The 16,676-nt window shown below is 50.4% G+C and carries 9 protein-coding genes; all 9 read right to left on the bottom strand.

Annotated elements, in window-relative coordinates; genetic code table 11:
- Nucleotides 1–24: 24 nt before the first annotated feature.
- Nucleotides 25–6,132: an Ig-like domain-containing protein gene (locus tag ACFORK_RS13110; protein WP_379199499.1), complete on the bottom strand. Its 6,108-nt coding sequence runs from the start codon at nucleotides 6,130–6,132 to the stop codon at nucleotides 25–27.
- Nucleotides 6,133–6,260: 128 nt separating this feature from the next.
- A complete protein-coding gene (locus ACFORK_RS13105) occupies nucleotides 6,261–7,391 on the bottom strand; it encodes a response regulator (protein WP_379199981.1) in 1,131 nt (376 codons plus the stop codon).
- Nucleotides 7,391–10,513 carry a hybrid sensor histidine kinase/response regulator gene (locus tag ACFORK_RS13100; RefSeq protein ID WP_379199497.1) on the bottom strand — a complete coding sequence of 1,041 codons (3,123 nt, stop codon included), beginning with the start codon at nucleotides 10,511–10,513 and terminating at the stop codon, nucleotides 7,391–7,393. The genes ACFORK_RS13105 and ACFORK_RS13100 overlap by 1 nt, the downstream gene beginning before the upstream one ends.
- 178 nt (nucleotides 10,514–10,691) lie before the next feature.
- The gene (locus ACFORK_RS13095; RefSeq protein ID WP_379199495.1) at nucleotides 10,692–11,432 is read right to left on the bottom strand and encodes an IclR family transcriptional regulator; all 741 of its coding nucleotides are present in this window, start codon (nucleotides 11,430–11,432) and stop codon (nucleotides 10,692–10,694) included.
- 53 nt (nucleotides 11,433–11,485) lie between these two features.
- Complete coding sequence (locus ACFORK_RS13090; protein WP_379199493.1) at nucleotides 11,486–12,124, bottom strand: ABC transporter permease; 639 nt, start codon at nucleotides 12,122–12,124, stop codon at nucleotides 11,486–11,488.
- Nucleotides 12,125–12,129: 5 nt separating this feature from the next.
- Entirely contained in the window at nucleotides 12,130–13,086 is a 957-nt protein-coding gene (locus tag ACFORK_RS13085) for an ABC transporter ATP-binding protein (protein WP_379199491.1), read from the bottom strand.
- Between the two features lie 81 nt (nucleotides 13,087–13,167).
- Nucleotides 13,168–13,821 carry an ABC transporter permease gene (locus tag ACFORK_RS13080; protein ID WP_379199489.1) on the bottom strand — a complete coding sequence of 218 codons (654 nt, stop codon included), beginning with the start codon at nucleotides 13,819–13,821 and terminating at the stop codon, nucleotides 13,168–13,170.
- Between the two features lie 346 nt (nucleotides 13,822–14,167).
- Nucleotides 14,168–15,409 (bottom strand): Zn-dependent hydrolase, encoded by a 1,242-nt coding sequence (locus ACFORK_RS13075; protein WP_379199487.1) that lies wholly within the window; start codon nucleotides 15,407–15,409, stop codon nucleotides 14,168–14,170.
- A complete protein-coding gene (locus tag ACFORK_RS13070; protein WP_379199485.1) occupies nucleotides 15,402–16,673 on the bottom strand; it encodes a Zn-dependent hydrolase in 1,272 nt (423 codons plus the stop codon). The genes ACFORK_RS13075 and ACFORK_RS13070 overlap by 8 nt, the downstream gene beginning before the upstream one ends.
- Nucleotides 16,674–16,676 lie beyond the last annotated feature (3 nt).

The raw sequence follows: 16,676 nt of genomic DNA, 5'->3' as shown, positions 1-16,676 counted from the left end.
ATTAAACCTACGAGATATCTCTACTTAGATCAGACCTGATTTTTGCAAAAGTCTTTGAATAATGGTTGCAACCTCAGCCCTGCTGATGAATGACTTCGGTGCAAGCTCACTAGCGCTTCGTCCAGATATGAGGCCGGCCTGTACGCTGTCTGCAACGCTGCTTTGCGCCCATCCAGATACATTTGACGCATCCTCAAACGAATGAAGTGTTATATCCTCTGATCGGGCGGACAGCGTTTCCTTGAGTCCAGTAATCGCCATCGCTCTGGAGAGAATCGTCATGGCCTGTTCTCGGGTAATTTTGTCGTTTGGCCGGAACGTACTGTCCTCAAACCCGCTAATCAACTGATACGCGTATGCCGTGTTGATCGCGCTGCTGGACCAATCTGACGTCTTCACATCAGAGAACACCGTTGAGTTATTTTCCAGTTTCAGTCCCAGTCCGCGCACGAGAATAGCTGCAAACTCGGCTCGGGTGATATCGCGATCTGGACTAAACAGACCGTTGCCCGTACCATCAATGATCATTCGTGATCCCATATCGTTAATCGCATCTTTCGCCCAATGGTTCACGACATCAAGGAATTCGACCGGATGCCAGACAACAGAGTACGTACTATTGGTTAAGCTGTTGATCTGAGCATAATACTTGCCATCGATATTAACGATCTTAGTTGGTACGTGGCGGACACTTCCATCCGGACCCACAACGACGCCTGTCGTTATTTTGTTCGGGTCCACTCCGGCCGGAATGGCGATCGTTCTTTCCACATAAGCTTTGAACTTCGATACTTCAACACTTGTATTTCCGTAAATAGCTTTGATCGTAAAATCCAGCGGCGGAACCACAAGCGTGAATGTGCCTTTTACTGCCGCGTCCTCTACAACCTTCACCGCACCCGCTGTTGGCGTGGCAATTTCGATTTGTATCTTAATGTCTTGCAGAACAATCGACTTGCCCAATTGTTCCGATATAGCATCGATTTGAATTTGTTGTGCCGGGATCGTATATGTCGCTTGATCCGTCTTGATCGCTACAAGAGCTTGCTTGCTTTCCATACTTTTTATCATCTGACCGTTAAGCTCACCAATTACGACATCCGAATTAGACCCGACCGGAATCGTAACAATAGCTCCTTGACCTTCAGTCTCCAGTTTATCCTCCAGTTTCTTCTGGTCGACGATAACCGTTGTAACGTTCTGGTCATTTCGCTTGCTTGTTGTGGCCGTTCCCGCATTTTCTACTTTCCCGTTAACAAGGATGTCAACACTTGTATTCGTATTGACAGGTACGGTCGGTGAGGAAGGCTGAGATGAGTCCGAATTGCCATTATTGCTGGATTCTGCTCTCGGTATGATTGTGTTTGATTCTGCGGAAGATGTGCTTCTTTTCCTCGCAGCATTAATCGCTACTACCGTAAAGCTATAACTCGTTCCATTGGTCAACCCTGTTATCGTAATCGGACTTGTCGTTCCGGTAACGACCACATTGCCTGGTGAAACAATCACTTCATATCCCGTAATCGGAATGCCTCCGTTATCAGTCGGAGCCGTAAACGTAACGGTAGCTAATCCATCCCCGGCGGTCACCCTCACATTTGTAGGCTCTCCCGGGATCGTGGACGGAGTCACGCTTACTTCATTCGATGCTGCGCTCAAACCGCCCTCATTCCCGGCCTTCACCACAAAGTAATAGGTCGTACCGTTTGTCAGGTTCTTGACGATATGGGTAGAAGAAGTAGCCGTTGTGTATTCAGCATCAGTAAATTGGCCTGAAGTCGTCGCCATATAAATGTTGTAATACGTAGCTCCAGTTACTGTATTCCAATTTAGAGTGACCTGATGATCGCCGTCAACAGCAACCAGGCTTTGCGGATTAGCAGGAACACTCGGCAAGTTTACTGATTGCGTGACGGTAAATGTCACAGGCGTCATATGATCCGCAGCTATCGTAACCGTTGCCGTATAGGTGCCCGAAGGCAGATTGTCCTTGGCATGGATGTCAAAGCTTGTTGATGTGCCGCTAGTTAAGTTTGTTGATGGATGTGTCGTTACAAAATCATTGGCGTTCTTGCCGCTAAGCGTTACCGACAAGTTTACTAGATCTCCTGTACCTGTATTCGTGATGGTGATTGGTCTAGTTTCTTGGGTACCTGAATGGTATCCCTGAGTAAGAGCCGCTAACGATTGATCCGTAATTGCATCAATCGAATAGGAAAGTGCCGCTGTCACCGTGATCGTCGCGGTGGCCTTCTTCGTTGCATCTGCTGTCGATGTTGCTGTGATTGTATAGCTACCCGCTACCGCATTCGCCGCTACGGTTACTTTTCCTGTGTTGTCCACCGCTACTTTGTTGCTGGAATCACTACTACTCCACGTAACCGTGGTTGCTGCTCCACCAACTGCATCAACTGTGGCTGTGAGTTGCTTGCTTCCTCCTTGCACCACACTTGCACTATTCGGAGTGATACTCACACTGTTGACGGCTTGTGCCACCGTCACCGTGATTGTCGCGGTAGCCTTCTTCGTTGCGTCTGCTGTCGATGTTGCCGTGATCGTATAAGTACCCGCTGCCGCATTCGAGGCTACAGTTACTTTTCCTGTGTTGTCTACCGCTACCTTGTTGCTAGTGTCACTGCTACTCCACGTAACCGTGGTTGCTGCTCCACCAACCACATCAACTGTGGCTGTGAGTTGCTTGCTTCCTCCTTGTACCACACTTGCACTATCCGGAGTGACGATCACGCTATTGACGGCTGGTGCCACCGTCACCGTGATTGTCGCGGTAGCTTTCTTTGTTACGTCTGCCGTCGACGTGGCTGTGATCGTATAAGTACCCACTGCCGCATTCGAGGCTACGGTTACTTTTCCTGTGTTGTCCATCGCTACTTTGTTGCTGGAATCACTGCTACTCCACGTAACCGTGGTCGCTGCTTCGCCAACTACATCAACTGTGGCTGTGAGTTGTTTGCTGCCGCCTGGCGCGATGCTTGCGCTATTCGGAGTGACACTCACGCTATTGACGGCTGGCGCCACCGTCACCGTGATCGTCGCTGTGGCTTTCTTCGTTACGTCTGCCGTCGACGTGGCTGTGATCGTATAAGTACCCACTGCCGCATTCGAGGCTACGGTTACTTTACCTGTATTATCCACCGCTACTTTGTTGCTTGTGTCACTGCTACTCCACGTAACCGTGGTTGCTGCTCCACCAACCACATCAACTGTGGCTGTGAGTTGCTTGCTACCGCCTGGCGCGATGCTTGCGCTATTCGGAGTGACACTCACGCTATTGACGGCTGGCGCCACCGTCACCGTGATCGTCGCGGTAGCCTTCTTCGTTGCATCTGCTGTCGATGTTGCTGTAATCGTATAAGTACCCACTGCCGCATTCGAGGCTACGGTTACTTTACCTGTATTGTCCACCGCTACTTTGTTGCTTGTGTCACTGCTACTCCACGTAACCGTGGTTACTGCTCCACCAACCACATCAACTGTGGCTGTGAGTTGCTTGCTAGCGCCTGGCGCGATGCTTGCGCCATTCGGAGTGACACTCACGCTATTGACGGCTGGCGCCACCGTCACCATGATCGTCGCGGTAGCCTTCTTCGTTGCATCTGCTGTCGATGTTGCTGTAATCGTATAAGTACCCGCTGCCGCATTCGCCGCTACGGTTACTTTACCTGTGTTATCCACCGCTACCTTGTTGCTGGTGTCACTGCTACTCCACGTAACCGTGGTCGCTGCTCCGCCAACTACATCGACTGTCGCTGTGAGTTGCTGGCTTCCTCCTTGCACCACACTTCCACTACCTGGAGTGATACTCACGCTATTGACGGCTGGCGCCACCGTCACCGTGATCGTTGCAGAGGCTTTCTTCGTTGCGTCTGCAGTCGACGTTGCCGTGATCGTATAATCTCCCGGTGCCGCATTCGCTGCTACAGTTACTTTACCCGTATTGTCCACCGCCACTTTGTTGCTGGCATCACTGCTACTCCACGTGACTGTCGTCACTGCGTCACCAATCGCATCGACTGTGACCGTGAGTTGCTTGCTTCCTCCTTGCACCACACTTGCACTATTCGGAGTGACACTCACGCTGTTAATTACTGGCGCTAAAGCAACCGTAATCGTCGCGGCCCCTTTTTTGTCGCTGTCCACTGTTGACGTTGCCGTGATTGTATACTCGCCCGGTGCGGCATCTGCTGCAACAGTCACATTCCCAGTACTGTTCACAGCGACTTTATTGCTGGAGTCACTGCTCTTCCACGTGACGGTTGTCGCAATACCTGCAAGCGCATCTACCGTCGCCGTGAGCTGCTTACTTCCTCCTTGTACTACGCTTGCGCTAGCTGGGCTAACCGTCACACTGTTGACTGCCGGAAGCAGAGTTCCAGACTGCAGGATCGTTCCAGTTACCCCCGCCGCGACATATGTGCCTTTTCCGTAGGTGACGCCCATTAGGCTTTTCTGAATACCACTCGCTCGGATCGTCCAGTTCACTCCATTACTAGAGGATACTATCGTTCCGAGGTTCCCCACCGCGACATACATGCCATTTCCGTAAATAACGTCCCAGAGAGCATTCGAGGTTCCGCTCGTTCGCTGCGTCCAGTTCGTTCCATCACCGGAGGTCAGAATCGTTCCACGTGACCAATTTGTACCCACTGCCACATAGGTGCCATTTCCGTAGATAACATTATTTAAAGCATCCGTAATGCCGCTCGTTTGGCTACTCCAGGTCGCTCCGTCACTGGAGGTCACAATCACCCCATTATCTCCCACCGACACATACATGCCATTTCCATACGTGACTCCGTTTAGATAATATGTAGTGCCGACTGTTTGGCTTGTCCAGTTCACTCCGTCACTGGAGGTCACAATCACCCCATTATATCCCACTGCCACAAACATTCCGTTTCCGTAAGTGACACCCCTTAGATAATACGTAGCACCGACTGTTTGACTTGTCCAGTTCACTGCGTCACTGGAAGTCACAATCACTCCATTGTCCCCCACTGCCACATATGTACCGTTTCCATAGGCGACATCGTTTAGATCCACTCTGCTGCTGTTAGTTTGGCTCGTCCAGCTCGTTCCGTTACTGGAGGTCATAATGAATCCCCTGACTCCTATCGCCACATACATGTTGTTTCCGTAAGCGACGCTCTTTAGATCATTCGTAAGCGGGTTCGTTCGGGTCGTCCAGTCCGTTCCGTTGCCGGTGGTCAGAATCACTCCGCCTGCACCTATCACAACAAACGTTCCATTCCCGTAGGCGGCGCTATTTAGCCCATTCGTAACACCACTCGTCCGGCTTGTCCAACTCGTTCCGTTGGTGGAGGTCACCACATTGCCAGTAAAGGTATCAAAAGCCATAAATGTACCGTTTCCGAAAGCAACGCTATATAGAATTTCCTTAGTTCCACTCACTCGGCTATTCCAGGTCGTTAAGTTAGTGGAGGTTAGAATAGTCCCACCTGCACCTACTGCCACATACATGTTGTTTCCATATGTAACATCATTTAGAGCATCCGTAGAGCCACTTGTTTTACTCGCCCAGCTCGCTCCATCGGTGGAGCTCATAATCGTTCCCTTAGTTCCAACCAACACAAACGTTCCGTTTCCGAAAATAACTTCATTAAAATGGTTCGTCGTAGTAATCGACCGTTTCGTCCAGCTGACACCGTTGTTGCTGGAAGTCACTATCGTTCCACCTGCACCCACCACCACAAATGTTCCTTTTCCGAAGGTGACGCCACTTAGAGCACTCCCAGTAATAGTCGTTCTGTTCGTTCGGTCCGTCCAGTTCACTCCGTCGGTGGAGGTCACAATGATTCCAGTGGCTCCCACTGCCACAAACGTGCCATTTCCGAAGGCAATGCTAGTTAAATAATTTGTAATGACACTACTTCGTTTCGTCCAGTTCACTCCGTCACTGGAGGTCACTATCGCTCCGCCTTCCCCCACTGCCACAAACATGTTGTTTCCGTAAGTAATTGCATTTAAACGCTCGCCCGTAGGCAACGGATTGCGGATATTCCACTCGTCAAGAGAATCTGCAAAAGCATACTGAGGAATATTGCCCGCAATTAATAAAAATACGATGAAGATCGACATCCAACGCTTGATCATTGTGTTCCTCCCACTCACCTTCATGCTGATTTACTCTACGGTGACATTATATCTGGAGAGATGTTACAAAATTGTTGCAAATAAAAAGGAACCCGCTTCTGATGGCAGATTCCTTTCTTCGACATGTATCAATCCGTTAAGTCTCGAAGCAAAGTTGTAAGCGTATCTCCCGAGACAGCTCCCAGCTCTGCATGGATCAACTCGGTGTATTCTTCGTAGTAGGCGGTAGCGCGCCCAGAACCGCCGATGCGATAGTGTAGCTTCAGCGCCTCTTCCCGCAGTGATTCGTCATAAGGATCATGCTCGATCAGCAGCTCGGCCAGTCGCAGTGCCTTGAGCGGCTCCGCCACAGTTTCCTCATAATACAAGAGCAGCTTTTTCCCCAGACTGAGAAAATACTGGCGGTATTCTTTGCGGTAAGGCTCGCACCAGACGCTGTCGAACCCTTGAAGAAACGGCCGGCTACAACGGTGAACTAATTGCTCGACATACACCAGATTGTCCGGATCTAGTCTGACGGCGTCCAATACAAAAAGCTCCAATTCGTCCGCATCCAAGGCCAGCGCCTCATCGAATAAGATCAATTTGTATCCATTCCGGACAGAGGCTAGCGACATCCCCGATTGACAATCCCGTAACGTCTTGTTGATTCTGCTAACCGTACTTCGCAGGTTGATGCCCGCCTTCTCCACATCCAGGACCGGCCAGAGCGCCTCGAACAGTTCCCACTTGCTAACCTCTTTCTCCCGGGGCTGTAACAGCATATAAGCGAGCAGCTCCGCGCACTTGGAGGTTACCCAGCGAACCGGCTCAAAGTCAACATCCATATGTAGGGCAAACTTGCCGAACAGGTAGGCGACAGCACTTCGTTGTCCACCGTTACCAACATCATCCTTGTGGCGCTGCCTTCTTTTTCCGACGCGTTCCAGCGAACGCTGCAAATCCTCTTCCATAAGCGGCTTCAGCAAATAGTCGAGTGCATTCACCCGGAACGCATCGATCGCATATTGATTATAGGCAGTAATGAAGACGACCTCCATGTCGAGCTTGTCCGCATATACCTGCTCCGCAATCTCAAGCCCACTGAGCTCCGGCATTTCGATATCCAGAAACAATACATCGGGCTGCAGCTCTTTCGCCATTCCCAGCGCCTCATGAGGATTCACACAGCAGCCCAGCACCTTCACCCCTGCACTTGTAAGCATTCTGTCAATTTGCTCTGTAATCAATAACTCGTCATCTACAACGATAGCTTTCATCAATCTGCCTCATCCTCCTCTCCGTCAGGTCCGGCTGCTGCAGCATGAGCAGGGATCAGGAAGGTGACAATAGTGCCCTTGTCCTGAACACTCTCGATCCGCAAGCCTTGCCCGAATTCATTGATAAGCCGCTTATGTACGTTGATCAGGCCGATGCTTCCGTCAAGCCGCTCCCGCTTAAAAATTCGATCCAGTTTCTCTGCGGTCATGCCAACCCCGTCATCCTGTACAGTGATCTGCAAACCCTGCGGCGCAAGCTTCGCGCGAATAACGACCGTGCCTCCCGCCAACCGCTTCATCGTGCCGTGGCGAATTGAATTTTCGACCAGAGGCTGCAAAATCAGTGCCGGAATCAGCGTCCCCGTCCGGACATCCACATCCCATTCCACGTTCAGGCGTGTGCCGAAACGGGCTTTCTCCAGCTCAACATAGGATTTGGTAAGAGACAGCTCACGCTTCAGACTGACCTTGGCATGACGGGGGTCAAGATCAAAGCTGAGCCGCAAATAGTTGCTGAATTCGCTCAGCAGCTTACCTGCCCGCGCACCGTCGCTATAACATAACGAGATAATACCGCTCAAGGCGTTATATATAAAATGCGGCTTGATCTGCGATTGCAGAAACAAGGTCTCCATACGAATGGCCTGCTCAACTGCTTCCTTCAATTGTAGCAGTGTCTGTACCCGGGCCAGCAGCTCCTTGCCGCTGAACGGTTTCACTAGAAAATCATTTGCTCCCACTTCGAATCCCATCGCAATATCTGCCGGCGAATTCCGTACAGTCAGCAGTAGAACGGGCAGCTTGTAGAGCGGGTTCTCCTCCCGAATACGCCTACACACTTCATAGCCTGAGAGCTCGGGCATCATGACATCAAGTAGAACAAGCGACAGATCATCGCGATGTTGCTGAATCAGCTTGAGCGCGTCTGCCCCATTGTACGCCGTGAGCACATGATAGCGACTGGAGGGAAATAATTCCTGAAGAACTTTAATGTTGGAGGAATCATCATCCACCAGCAAAATCTTCACCTTGCCGGATTGCTCCAGTGCATGTGGCGGGGTTTCTTCCTTCGTCGGCGAGCTTACTCTGAGTAACGGTTGTCGCTCCAGACCGACAGCGGCTTCTGACCGGCTGACCCCAAGTTCCCGCTGCATTGCCGTCGCCTCCGGCAGCTGCAGTTCGAACAAGGAGCCTTTTCCCCGCTCCGACCACTTCAGTTCCAGATGGCCCCCCATTTGCTTTGCAAGCGCCTTGGATATTTTCAGGCCCAGACCGGAAGAATGATACGCTGAAACCGCTGGCTCCCCGTCATCATGCCGGTCAAATTGGAAAAGTCCTTGGCGCCGTTCTTCACTCATCCCGACGCCAGTGTCTGCAAACGTCAAGAGCAGCCGGCCTTCCCGCAACTCTGCGCCCACCGTCACACTTCCCCGTTCCGTAAATTTCAACGAATTCCCGACCAGATTCACGAGAATCTGCTTTAAGCGGTTTTCGTCGGTATGCAGGTAGAAGGTTCCCGAAGGCACCTGATTGACCAGCCTCACCTGATCATTTCTACGGATAAACTTCAGTGCTTCGAGCGTAGCCTGCACCGTGCCGCTGACATCGAACAACCGGTGATGGAATGTCAGGCTTCCGCGCTGCAAGCTCTGAAAATCGATAATATCATTCACCAGTGTAGACAAACGGGTCGCCTGGGCAATAATGAAGTCCAGATTCTCCCGATGCCGCTGCGTCATCCCTTCGCCGTTCTGGTCGATAACCACCTGCGCCAGATTAATAATGCCGTGCAGCGGTGTCTTGAACTCGTGAGACGTGTGGATGAGAAATTCGTCTTTTTGGCGGTCGTACGCAATGAGCTGCTCCGTGAGCCGCTCGTTCCGTAAGAACGCCTCGCGAACCCGGTCCGACATGAGGAAGGATTGCGAGAGAACGAGAAGCAGAGGCGTTACGATCATATAATACGGGTTGTCTAGCGCGAGCTGGTAACGTGTCTGGGCATACACCCAACTAATAATAAGGAAAAATAAACCGAGCAAAATATAGTAAACTTGAACCCCGCCATTCCGATAACGGAAAATCCAGCGAATCATGTAAGCGAAAGCCGTAATTTGCAGAACGATCCCGAGCCAAAGAATATCTACTAAATATTCGTTCGGTATTCCAGCCAACAAGATTGGACATCCATAGTAAATCCTTCTCAGCCACTTATATTCCGAGCTTCCCTTTTGCTCCAGACCCAAGTACAAATAAACATAGAGAGTAAAAGACATAACCGAAATGTAGGGTAGGATAAAGAGCATTTTCTGCAATAAAAGAAAGGGAATCGCGGGGAACAACGTCGCCATGACGATTTCGTTGTCGATGCTGAAAAATAACCCTAATGACAAACAGAACAAACTGAAATAGGCGAGAAAAGGCTCCTTCCGCCATTGCTTGAACGTTCCTGCGAAATAAATCCCGAATACCAGCAGGGTGGTGATCACAATCATATCCGCCAAACGGGCATTGTCGCGCCTGGCCCATACATCCGCTGTTAAACCGAATTCCGGCGCTTGCACCAAGCCGCCTTCCAGATAGCGGTAGCTGGCGATCTGAATAATGATGTCAATGGTGCCCGTGTCCGATTTGATCATCCCGTAAAATGGAAGGTTGCTAGGTACAAATTGATCCGGCGACAAATCCGGTTTTCCGGTACCTCCGAGGTCCGATCCGTTCATGAAGATATGGCTGGACAACCGAAGCTTTTTGCCTCTAAGGCTATAAAAGTCAGGATCTTCAACCTCTATGCGCAGACGGTACGTACCCGCACCATGCCCCCTGTCAGATGAAACAACACCTTTCCAGCCTCCAGCTACACGAAGAAATCGGCGCTCCGCTTCCAGTTCTTTGCCCCCAGTTTGGAAATCTTGCGGAGTTAACAGCTTGTTCTCATAAAACTCCCACTCTCCTCGCAACGGTACAATCCCTTGCTTCGCAAAATTCCATTGTCTGGCGTCCAGCACTCCTCCTCGCGCTTCCGGGTACCGAAATGTAGGATGTAGCCATTCATAGACGAATGTCGATATAACGACTGTAAAGACAAGCATCATGGCGATGAGCACCGTCAATTGTTTTCTCATTGTACCTGGTCCCTGTTCCAGTTCCATCTTCATATTCGCACCCAATCCATTATGTTTATGACTATATTCGTCAGAATACGACACATATCCTTCAAGTATTCAGTCCCAGGGCAACGCAAAAAAGCGGCTCACCTTACCCTCCGCTACTCTTACTTTTTATGCATTTCAATGAAAATAGTTACCCCAATCCACCAAGCTTGCACGAAATACGCGACGCCGCTTCCTTCACATGCTCAATGAACACTGGAATTTCGTCTTTGCCAAGCCGATGAATGGGTCCTGCAGCCGACAGACTGGCCACAATTCGCTGCTGCGGGTCAAGCACGGGCGCCGCGATAGCGAACGCATCCGTATCTACCTCACCCAAGGTAAAACAATAGCCTGCGTCCCTTATGTTATGCAGCTCTTGCAACAGCGTAGATTTCGTGGAATCTGCCTCAAAAAGCTTGCACATGTCTTCGATAATCTTATCATTCTCATACGCAAGCAGCGTTTTTCCCGAAGCGCCGGAATTCAGCGGCAATACCCGGCCATTTTCAATAGACATTCTGATTAATCTTGGACTGGTTACATGCTCAAGACAAATGGCTTTGGAGCCAGAGCGGACGAACAAGACCGATGTTTCATTGGTTAGCGCGGTAAGCTGCTCCATGATCGGTCTGGCGATGACCAGAAGCTCCTTCTCGATCTGCTGAGTCAAACCCCTGGCTAAATCAAAGATTCGCAGCCCCAGGCCAATTTTGCTCCTCCCCTTGCGCTCTACAAAGCCACTTTTAATTAACGATTGAATAAAACGATATGCCGTGCTCTCCGGAATGCCCACCTTCTCCGCAATCTCACTTACCGTAAGCGTAGCGCCGGAATCAGCAAGGACAAACAGGATATCGATAGCACGTTCCAACGTCTGAGTACCATTCATTATTACACCTCAAAATAAAAACGATCTAAGTTATACAACTCTGAAACAGTATATCATACTCGCTGTTCCCCGCGTGCTCTGCGCAAAGTGATTTTCTCAAGCCGCAACAGGACCATGTTCGTCGATAACGCCAGTAAGGAGACCAGCAGAGTACCCCACACCATCTTGGGAATGGAATTTTGGTACAACCCTTCGAACAGAACCCCGCCTAATCCTCCGGCATTGATCCAGGCCGCGATGGTTGCAATACCTATTACCGACACTGACGCAATTCTCACCCCACCAAGAATAACAGGCAACGCAAGCGGCAGCTCAATCCGGACAAATTGTCTCCATGCGCTGTACCCCATACCTTTGGCTACCTCAATAATAGAAGGCTCGATGCCTTGAAATCCTGAGATGACATTGCGCACCAGTATTAACTGGCTGTACACAACCAATGCAATAATAGCAGGCTTGATACCAAGCCCGACGAAAGGGATCAGCAAGGCGAACATGCCCAAGCTGGGGATCGCATAAATAATACTAAGCACAGACAGGACAGGTACCGCTACTTTCCGTTTTCTGGCTAACCAGTAGCCAAGCGGCAGGGCGATAAGCATCGCAATTAGTAAGGAAACAAACGTAAGCACGATATGCTCCCATAAAGAAATCAACAAATCATCATAATGGCGGGAAAAATAGTCCAGCATTCCAATCACCTGCCATTCTGCAGATTCAACTGCTCTAGCGTAATCTGACCTAGCCGCTCACCCTTATCATTCTCAACAACGACATAAGGAACATTGTGCTGCAAAAGAGACTGAAGCGCCGTCTTTAGACTTTCACTAGCCTGAATGCTCGGAACGCTACCCGTTACAGTATCGTTCGTCAAAGGGATCATTCGATCCTCAGCCCGGATCAGGTGAAGCTGCTGGAATAAGTCATCTGCTTGAATCAAGCTCGACACAAAGGAATTGCTAGGGTTCGACATAATCGCCAGTGGGGTATCATACTGCTGAATGGAGCCTTCATTCATGACGATCATCTGATCTCCCAGCTTCATCGCCTCTTCCACATCATGCGTAACAAATAGCACGGTCTTGCCAAGCTCCTGTTGAATTTGCTTAAAATCATCCTGCAGCTTCTTACGTGTAATGGCATCAATCGCGCCAAACGGCTCATCCATCAGCAAAATGGCGGGATCTCCAGCCATCGCTCTGGCAATACCCACCCGCTGCTGCTGTCCACCTGACAGCTGACGGGGATAGAGTTTTTTATAATTTTCCGGAAGATGCACGAGATTCATTAAATAATCAATTCGCTCTGCGGTTTTCTTCCGCTCCCAGCCCAGAATATCCGGCACAGTGGCAATATTCTGCTCGATGGTCAGATGCGGAAACAGTCCCACCTGCTGGATCACATAACCGATGCTCCGACGCAGCTCTGTTACAGGCAAGCTTCGAACATCTTGGCCAAACACGGAAATGGTACCTGCGGTCGGCTCAATAATACGGTTCACCATCTTCAGTAAGGTTGTCTTCCCGCTGCCCGATGCACCCAGAATCGTAACAAAAGAACCTTGGGGAATACTTAGACTGGTTTCGTTCACGGAAGGCTTCGGGGCCTTCGGAAATGTTTTGGATACCTGCTCGAAAACGATTGCCTCTTTCATCGCTAATCAACTCCTGTAGGAAGGGGGCTTCCCCATGCTGGAGAAACCCCGCTGTTTCAATTCTTAAATACTTCTCTCACTTTAACGCTGATATTTGGTTACTATTCTTTCGATTCCCGAAAAACCGATTTCCGATAGAATGGCTAACAGGGCTACAGGAAGCGCACCGACAAGCAGCAAGGAAAATTTGTACATTCCCAGACCATTGATGATGAACGTTCCAAGTCCACCCCCGCCGATGAATGCAGCCAAAGTGGCACTGGCAATGACCTCTACCGCCGAAGTCTTAATTCCGGACAGCAGCAATGGAGCCGCAAGCGGCAGCTCAATCTTGCGCATAATCATTCTCTCGCCCATCCCCAGGCCCGAAGCAGCTTCAATGATTGCCGGCTCGATCCCCCGAAAACCCATATATGTATTAATAAGAATTGGAGGGCAAGCAAGTATCGTCAAGGCGACGAGTGCGGGTGCAAAGCCTGTTCCCATGATCGGTAGAATAATAACTAATACCGCCAAGCTTGGAATGACTCGCAGGGAATTGAAGAGACCCATGATTGGATCGGTCAACCATTGCTTCTTGGCACACAGAATACCGAGAGGTACGCAGATTACGATCGCTATAAGAAGCGCATAAAAGCTTATGCTCAAGTGCACCTTGGCCGCTTCCAGAAACCGGTCACTATTGGTCATCACATACTCGTAAGCTTCACGGAAAACATTCACCCGTAATTCCATCTCCTTCCGCCTAATTTATCATATAGCAATAATTAATTACCACTATTATTAAACTATATATACCATTATGTCAATCGGAATTATTTTTTTGTTTCTTTATATAAGACGAACTTAAGTTCTGAACGTAAAGCTCGGTCGTCACTACGGTGGAATGTTTGGACTTCCGGCCGCTATTGTCTCCAGATTTCTTTTTCATTGTACCGCTGTTTGCGGTTGAAATCCGGAGAGCTTATGCTTCCGATGCGAGCTTTCCTTCAGAAAGCTTTTAGGCGGTCGCTGTCGCTCCTACAGTTCCAAACTTCCCCCTTCGTTCCTCCTCGCTTTTTGTTACTTTCTTTTGTTCGGCTTATATAGAAAGTTGTATCAGAGCATGCAGCAGCACGTTGGCTCCGTCCGCACAATCCTCAGGACTGCTCCATTCCAGTGGATGATGACTGATTCCATCCCGTGAACGAACCAGGATCAGACCGATTTCCGTAAGCTCATTCATTGCAACTGCATCATGGCCTGCACCGCAGACCATATAATGCTCGGGCAGTCCATTAATTCTGCAGCTATCTGCCAAAGTATCAATAATAGTCTGGGAGGAACGAACCGGTGAAGCGCTGTCTGTGGATACAATCGAAAGGCTCAAACCTTTTTCATCAGCTATGATAGTTAATGCTTCTCTAACGGCTCGCTCCATCTGAAGCAGCTTCTCAGCTTGTTCATGCCGCAGATCCACACTATATACAACCTCTCCAGGGATCACGTTAATTACACCTGGCGCAAGCTTTAATGTACCTACAGTTGCCACTCCACCGTGTTCTACAGCTAGCTGTTCGATCGCGAGCAGCTGCGCGGCAGCAGCCGTCAGCGGATCTTGCCGCAACTGCATGGGAGTCGTTCCCGCATGATCTGCACGCCCACGCACTGTCACTTCAAGCCAGCTATGTCCATAAATTGCGGTAGCTATTCCAACGGATGTCCCCAGCGCCTCAAGTACACGGCCTTGCTCAATGTGCAGTTCGACATAAGCCTGGATTAATTGACGACTACGTCTAGCAAGTGCTGCAGTGTCGGGATTAACCCCCGCATCCGCCATGACTTTCTTTAATGAGTTACCCTTGACATCCGTCAGATCCAACCACTGGTCATTCCATCCCCCGCTCATCGCCCGGCTTCCCAGATAACCTGCGCCAAAGCGCACGCCTTCCTCATCCGTGAAGCATATAACCTCCAGAGGGCGAGCGTGCCTAATGCCCTGCTCTTTAATAGTTCGCAGCACTTCTATTCCAGCAAGTACACCAAGCGCCCCGTCAAATCTCCCGCCTTGGATAACGGTATCAATATGCGAGCCTGTAGCTATGGCCGCTGCATCCGAATCTTCACCTGCCAGCACCCCGATCAGATTACCTGCTTCATCCTGCCGGACCTCAAGCCCGGCATCCGCCATCAGAGACATCACAAATTGTCTTCCGATCAATTCTTCATTGCTGAGAGAAAGACGGGTGACCCCACCCTCTTCATCCGCGCCAATCTGACCTAAGGCCTGAATCGATGTCCATAGACGTTCACTATTAATTTGAACAGATAGGGGGTTAAGCATCCTCCCACCGACTGAAATCTTCTTCATCAAATAGAAGCAACGCTTGCCCTAGCGCCTGTGTTCCAGCAGCGACGTCCTGAAATTCCGTCCATTCCTCCGGACAATGACTTCTGCCATCCTTGCTCGGAACAAAAATCATCCCAATCGGCGCAATGCTTGCCAGTTGGTTGGCATCATGCCCCGCTCCACTAGGCAGACAGATGGCAGGAGCCACAGAATTACAGGCGGAGAGCACTTTCTCCAGCACCTTTTCCTTGACGATAACAGCATCCGACTTCGATAAAGACTCAAGGGACAGCTGCAATCCGCGTCTTGCTGCAATCTCAGCGGCTTCAGCAGCAAACGCTGAGTATACTGCCTCAGAAATCTTGTGATCCAGGGAGCGGATCTCCAAATCAAATCTAACCAAACCCGGCACAACATTGGATGCATTGGGCTCATTGTTCATTTTGCCAATCGTGCCTACCGCATCCTTCGCATGGTGCTGACAATGACGTTCAAAGGCCAACCCGATCTCGCAAAAGCCTGCCAACGCATCGTTACGCAGCGTCATCGGTGTCGTTCCCGCATGATTGGGCGCTCCAGTAATCTGGACCCGATAGCGATGAATCCCTACGATGCCCAGCACCGCGCCGAGCCGATGCCCCGATTTCTCCAGCACCGGGCCTTGCTCAATGTGTAGCTCCAGGTACAGCGCTACCTCTCCCGGCTTTCTCGCTTCAGCACGCAACCGGCTGACATCACCGCCCTGCCGGTTGATTGCATCGGCCAGTTGCAGACCTGTATCATCCCGCAGCTCCAGCATCGCCTCTGTCAGATTCCCCACCATGCCGCGACTTCCAATGGTTGAAAGACCGAACTCACTCGGTTCTTCTGCCGTAAAATCAACGATTTGCAGCGTATGCCGCAGCTTCAGTCCTGATTCCCGCAACACACGGGCAATTTCGATACCGGCAAGCACGCCGATAATGCCATCAAAACGCCCGCCGCCGGTCACGGTATCCGTATGGGAACCGATCATAATCGGCGCTAAGCTGGGATCACTGCCGGGCAGAATTCCGATCAAATTAGAGGCGGCATCAATCTCCACGGTCAGTCCCGCATCCTGCATTTGTCCGGTCAGCCAGCGTCTTCCGCTGTCATACTCTTCCGTGAACGGACGGCGGGTCCAGCCGGGCTTGGACGGGTTGATCAGCGTGGATAGCTGCTCAATATTATTTTGCAACCTGGATGTGTTAGGTACCATCCCTGCATGATTCTCCATGTT

Origin of the sequence: Paenibacillus sp. GCM10012306 (genome assembly GCF_042649265.1) — a bacterium.
Taxonomy (GTDB): domain Bacteria; phylum Bacillota; class Bacilli; order Paenibacillales; family Paenibacillaceae; genus Paenibacillus_AQ.
Note: the sequence above shows the minus strand (reverse complement) of the source record. Positions and strands in the feature narration are given on the sequence as shown.

Excerpts from the sequence above, each read along its gene's own strand:
- ACFORK_RS13110 (WP_379199499.1), bottom strand. The coding sequence starts at position 6,132 with ATGATCAAGCGTTGGATGTCGATCTTCATCGTATTTTTATTAATTGCG.
- ACFORK_RS13105 (WP_379199981.1), bottom strand. The coding sequence starts at position 7,391 with ATGAAAGCTATCGTTGTAGATGACGAGTTATTGATTACAGAGCAAATT.
- ACFORK_RS13100 (WP_379199497.1), bottom strand. The coding sequence starts at position 10,513 with ATGAGAAAACAATTGACGGTGCTCATCGCCATGATGCTTGTCTTTACA.
- ACFORK_RS13095 (WP_379199495.1), bottom strand. The coding sequence starts at position 11,432 with ATGAATGGTACTCAGACGTTGGAACGTGCTATCGATATCCTGTTTGTC.
- ACFORK_RS13090 (WP_379199493.1), bottom strand. The coding sequence starts at position 12,124 with ATGCTGGACTATTTTTCCCGCCATTATGATGATTTGTTGATTTCTTTA.
- ACFORK_RS13085 (WP_379199491.1), bottom strand. The coding sequence starts at position 13,086 with ATGAAAGAGGCAATCGTTTTCGAGCAGGTATCCAAAACATTTCCGAAG.
- ACFORK_RS13080 (WP_379199489.1), bottom strand. The coding sequence starts at position 13,821 with ATGGAATTACGGGTGAATGTTTTCCGTGAAGCTTACGAGTATGTGATG.
- ACFORK_RS13075 (WP_379199487.1), bottom strand. The coding sequence starts at position 15,409 with ATGCTTAACCCCCTATCTGTTCAAATTAATAGTGAACGTCTATGGACA.
- ACFORK_RS13070 (WP_379199485.1), bottom strand. The coding sequence starts at position 16,673 with ATGGAGAATCATGCAGGGATGGTACCTAACACATCCAGGTTGCAAAAT.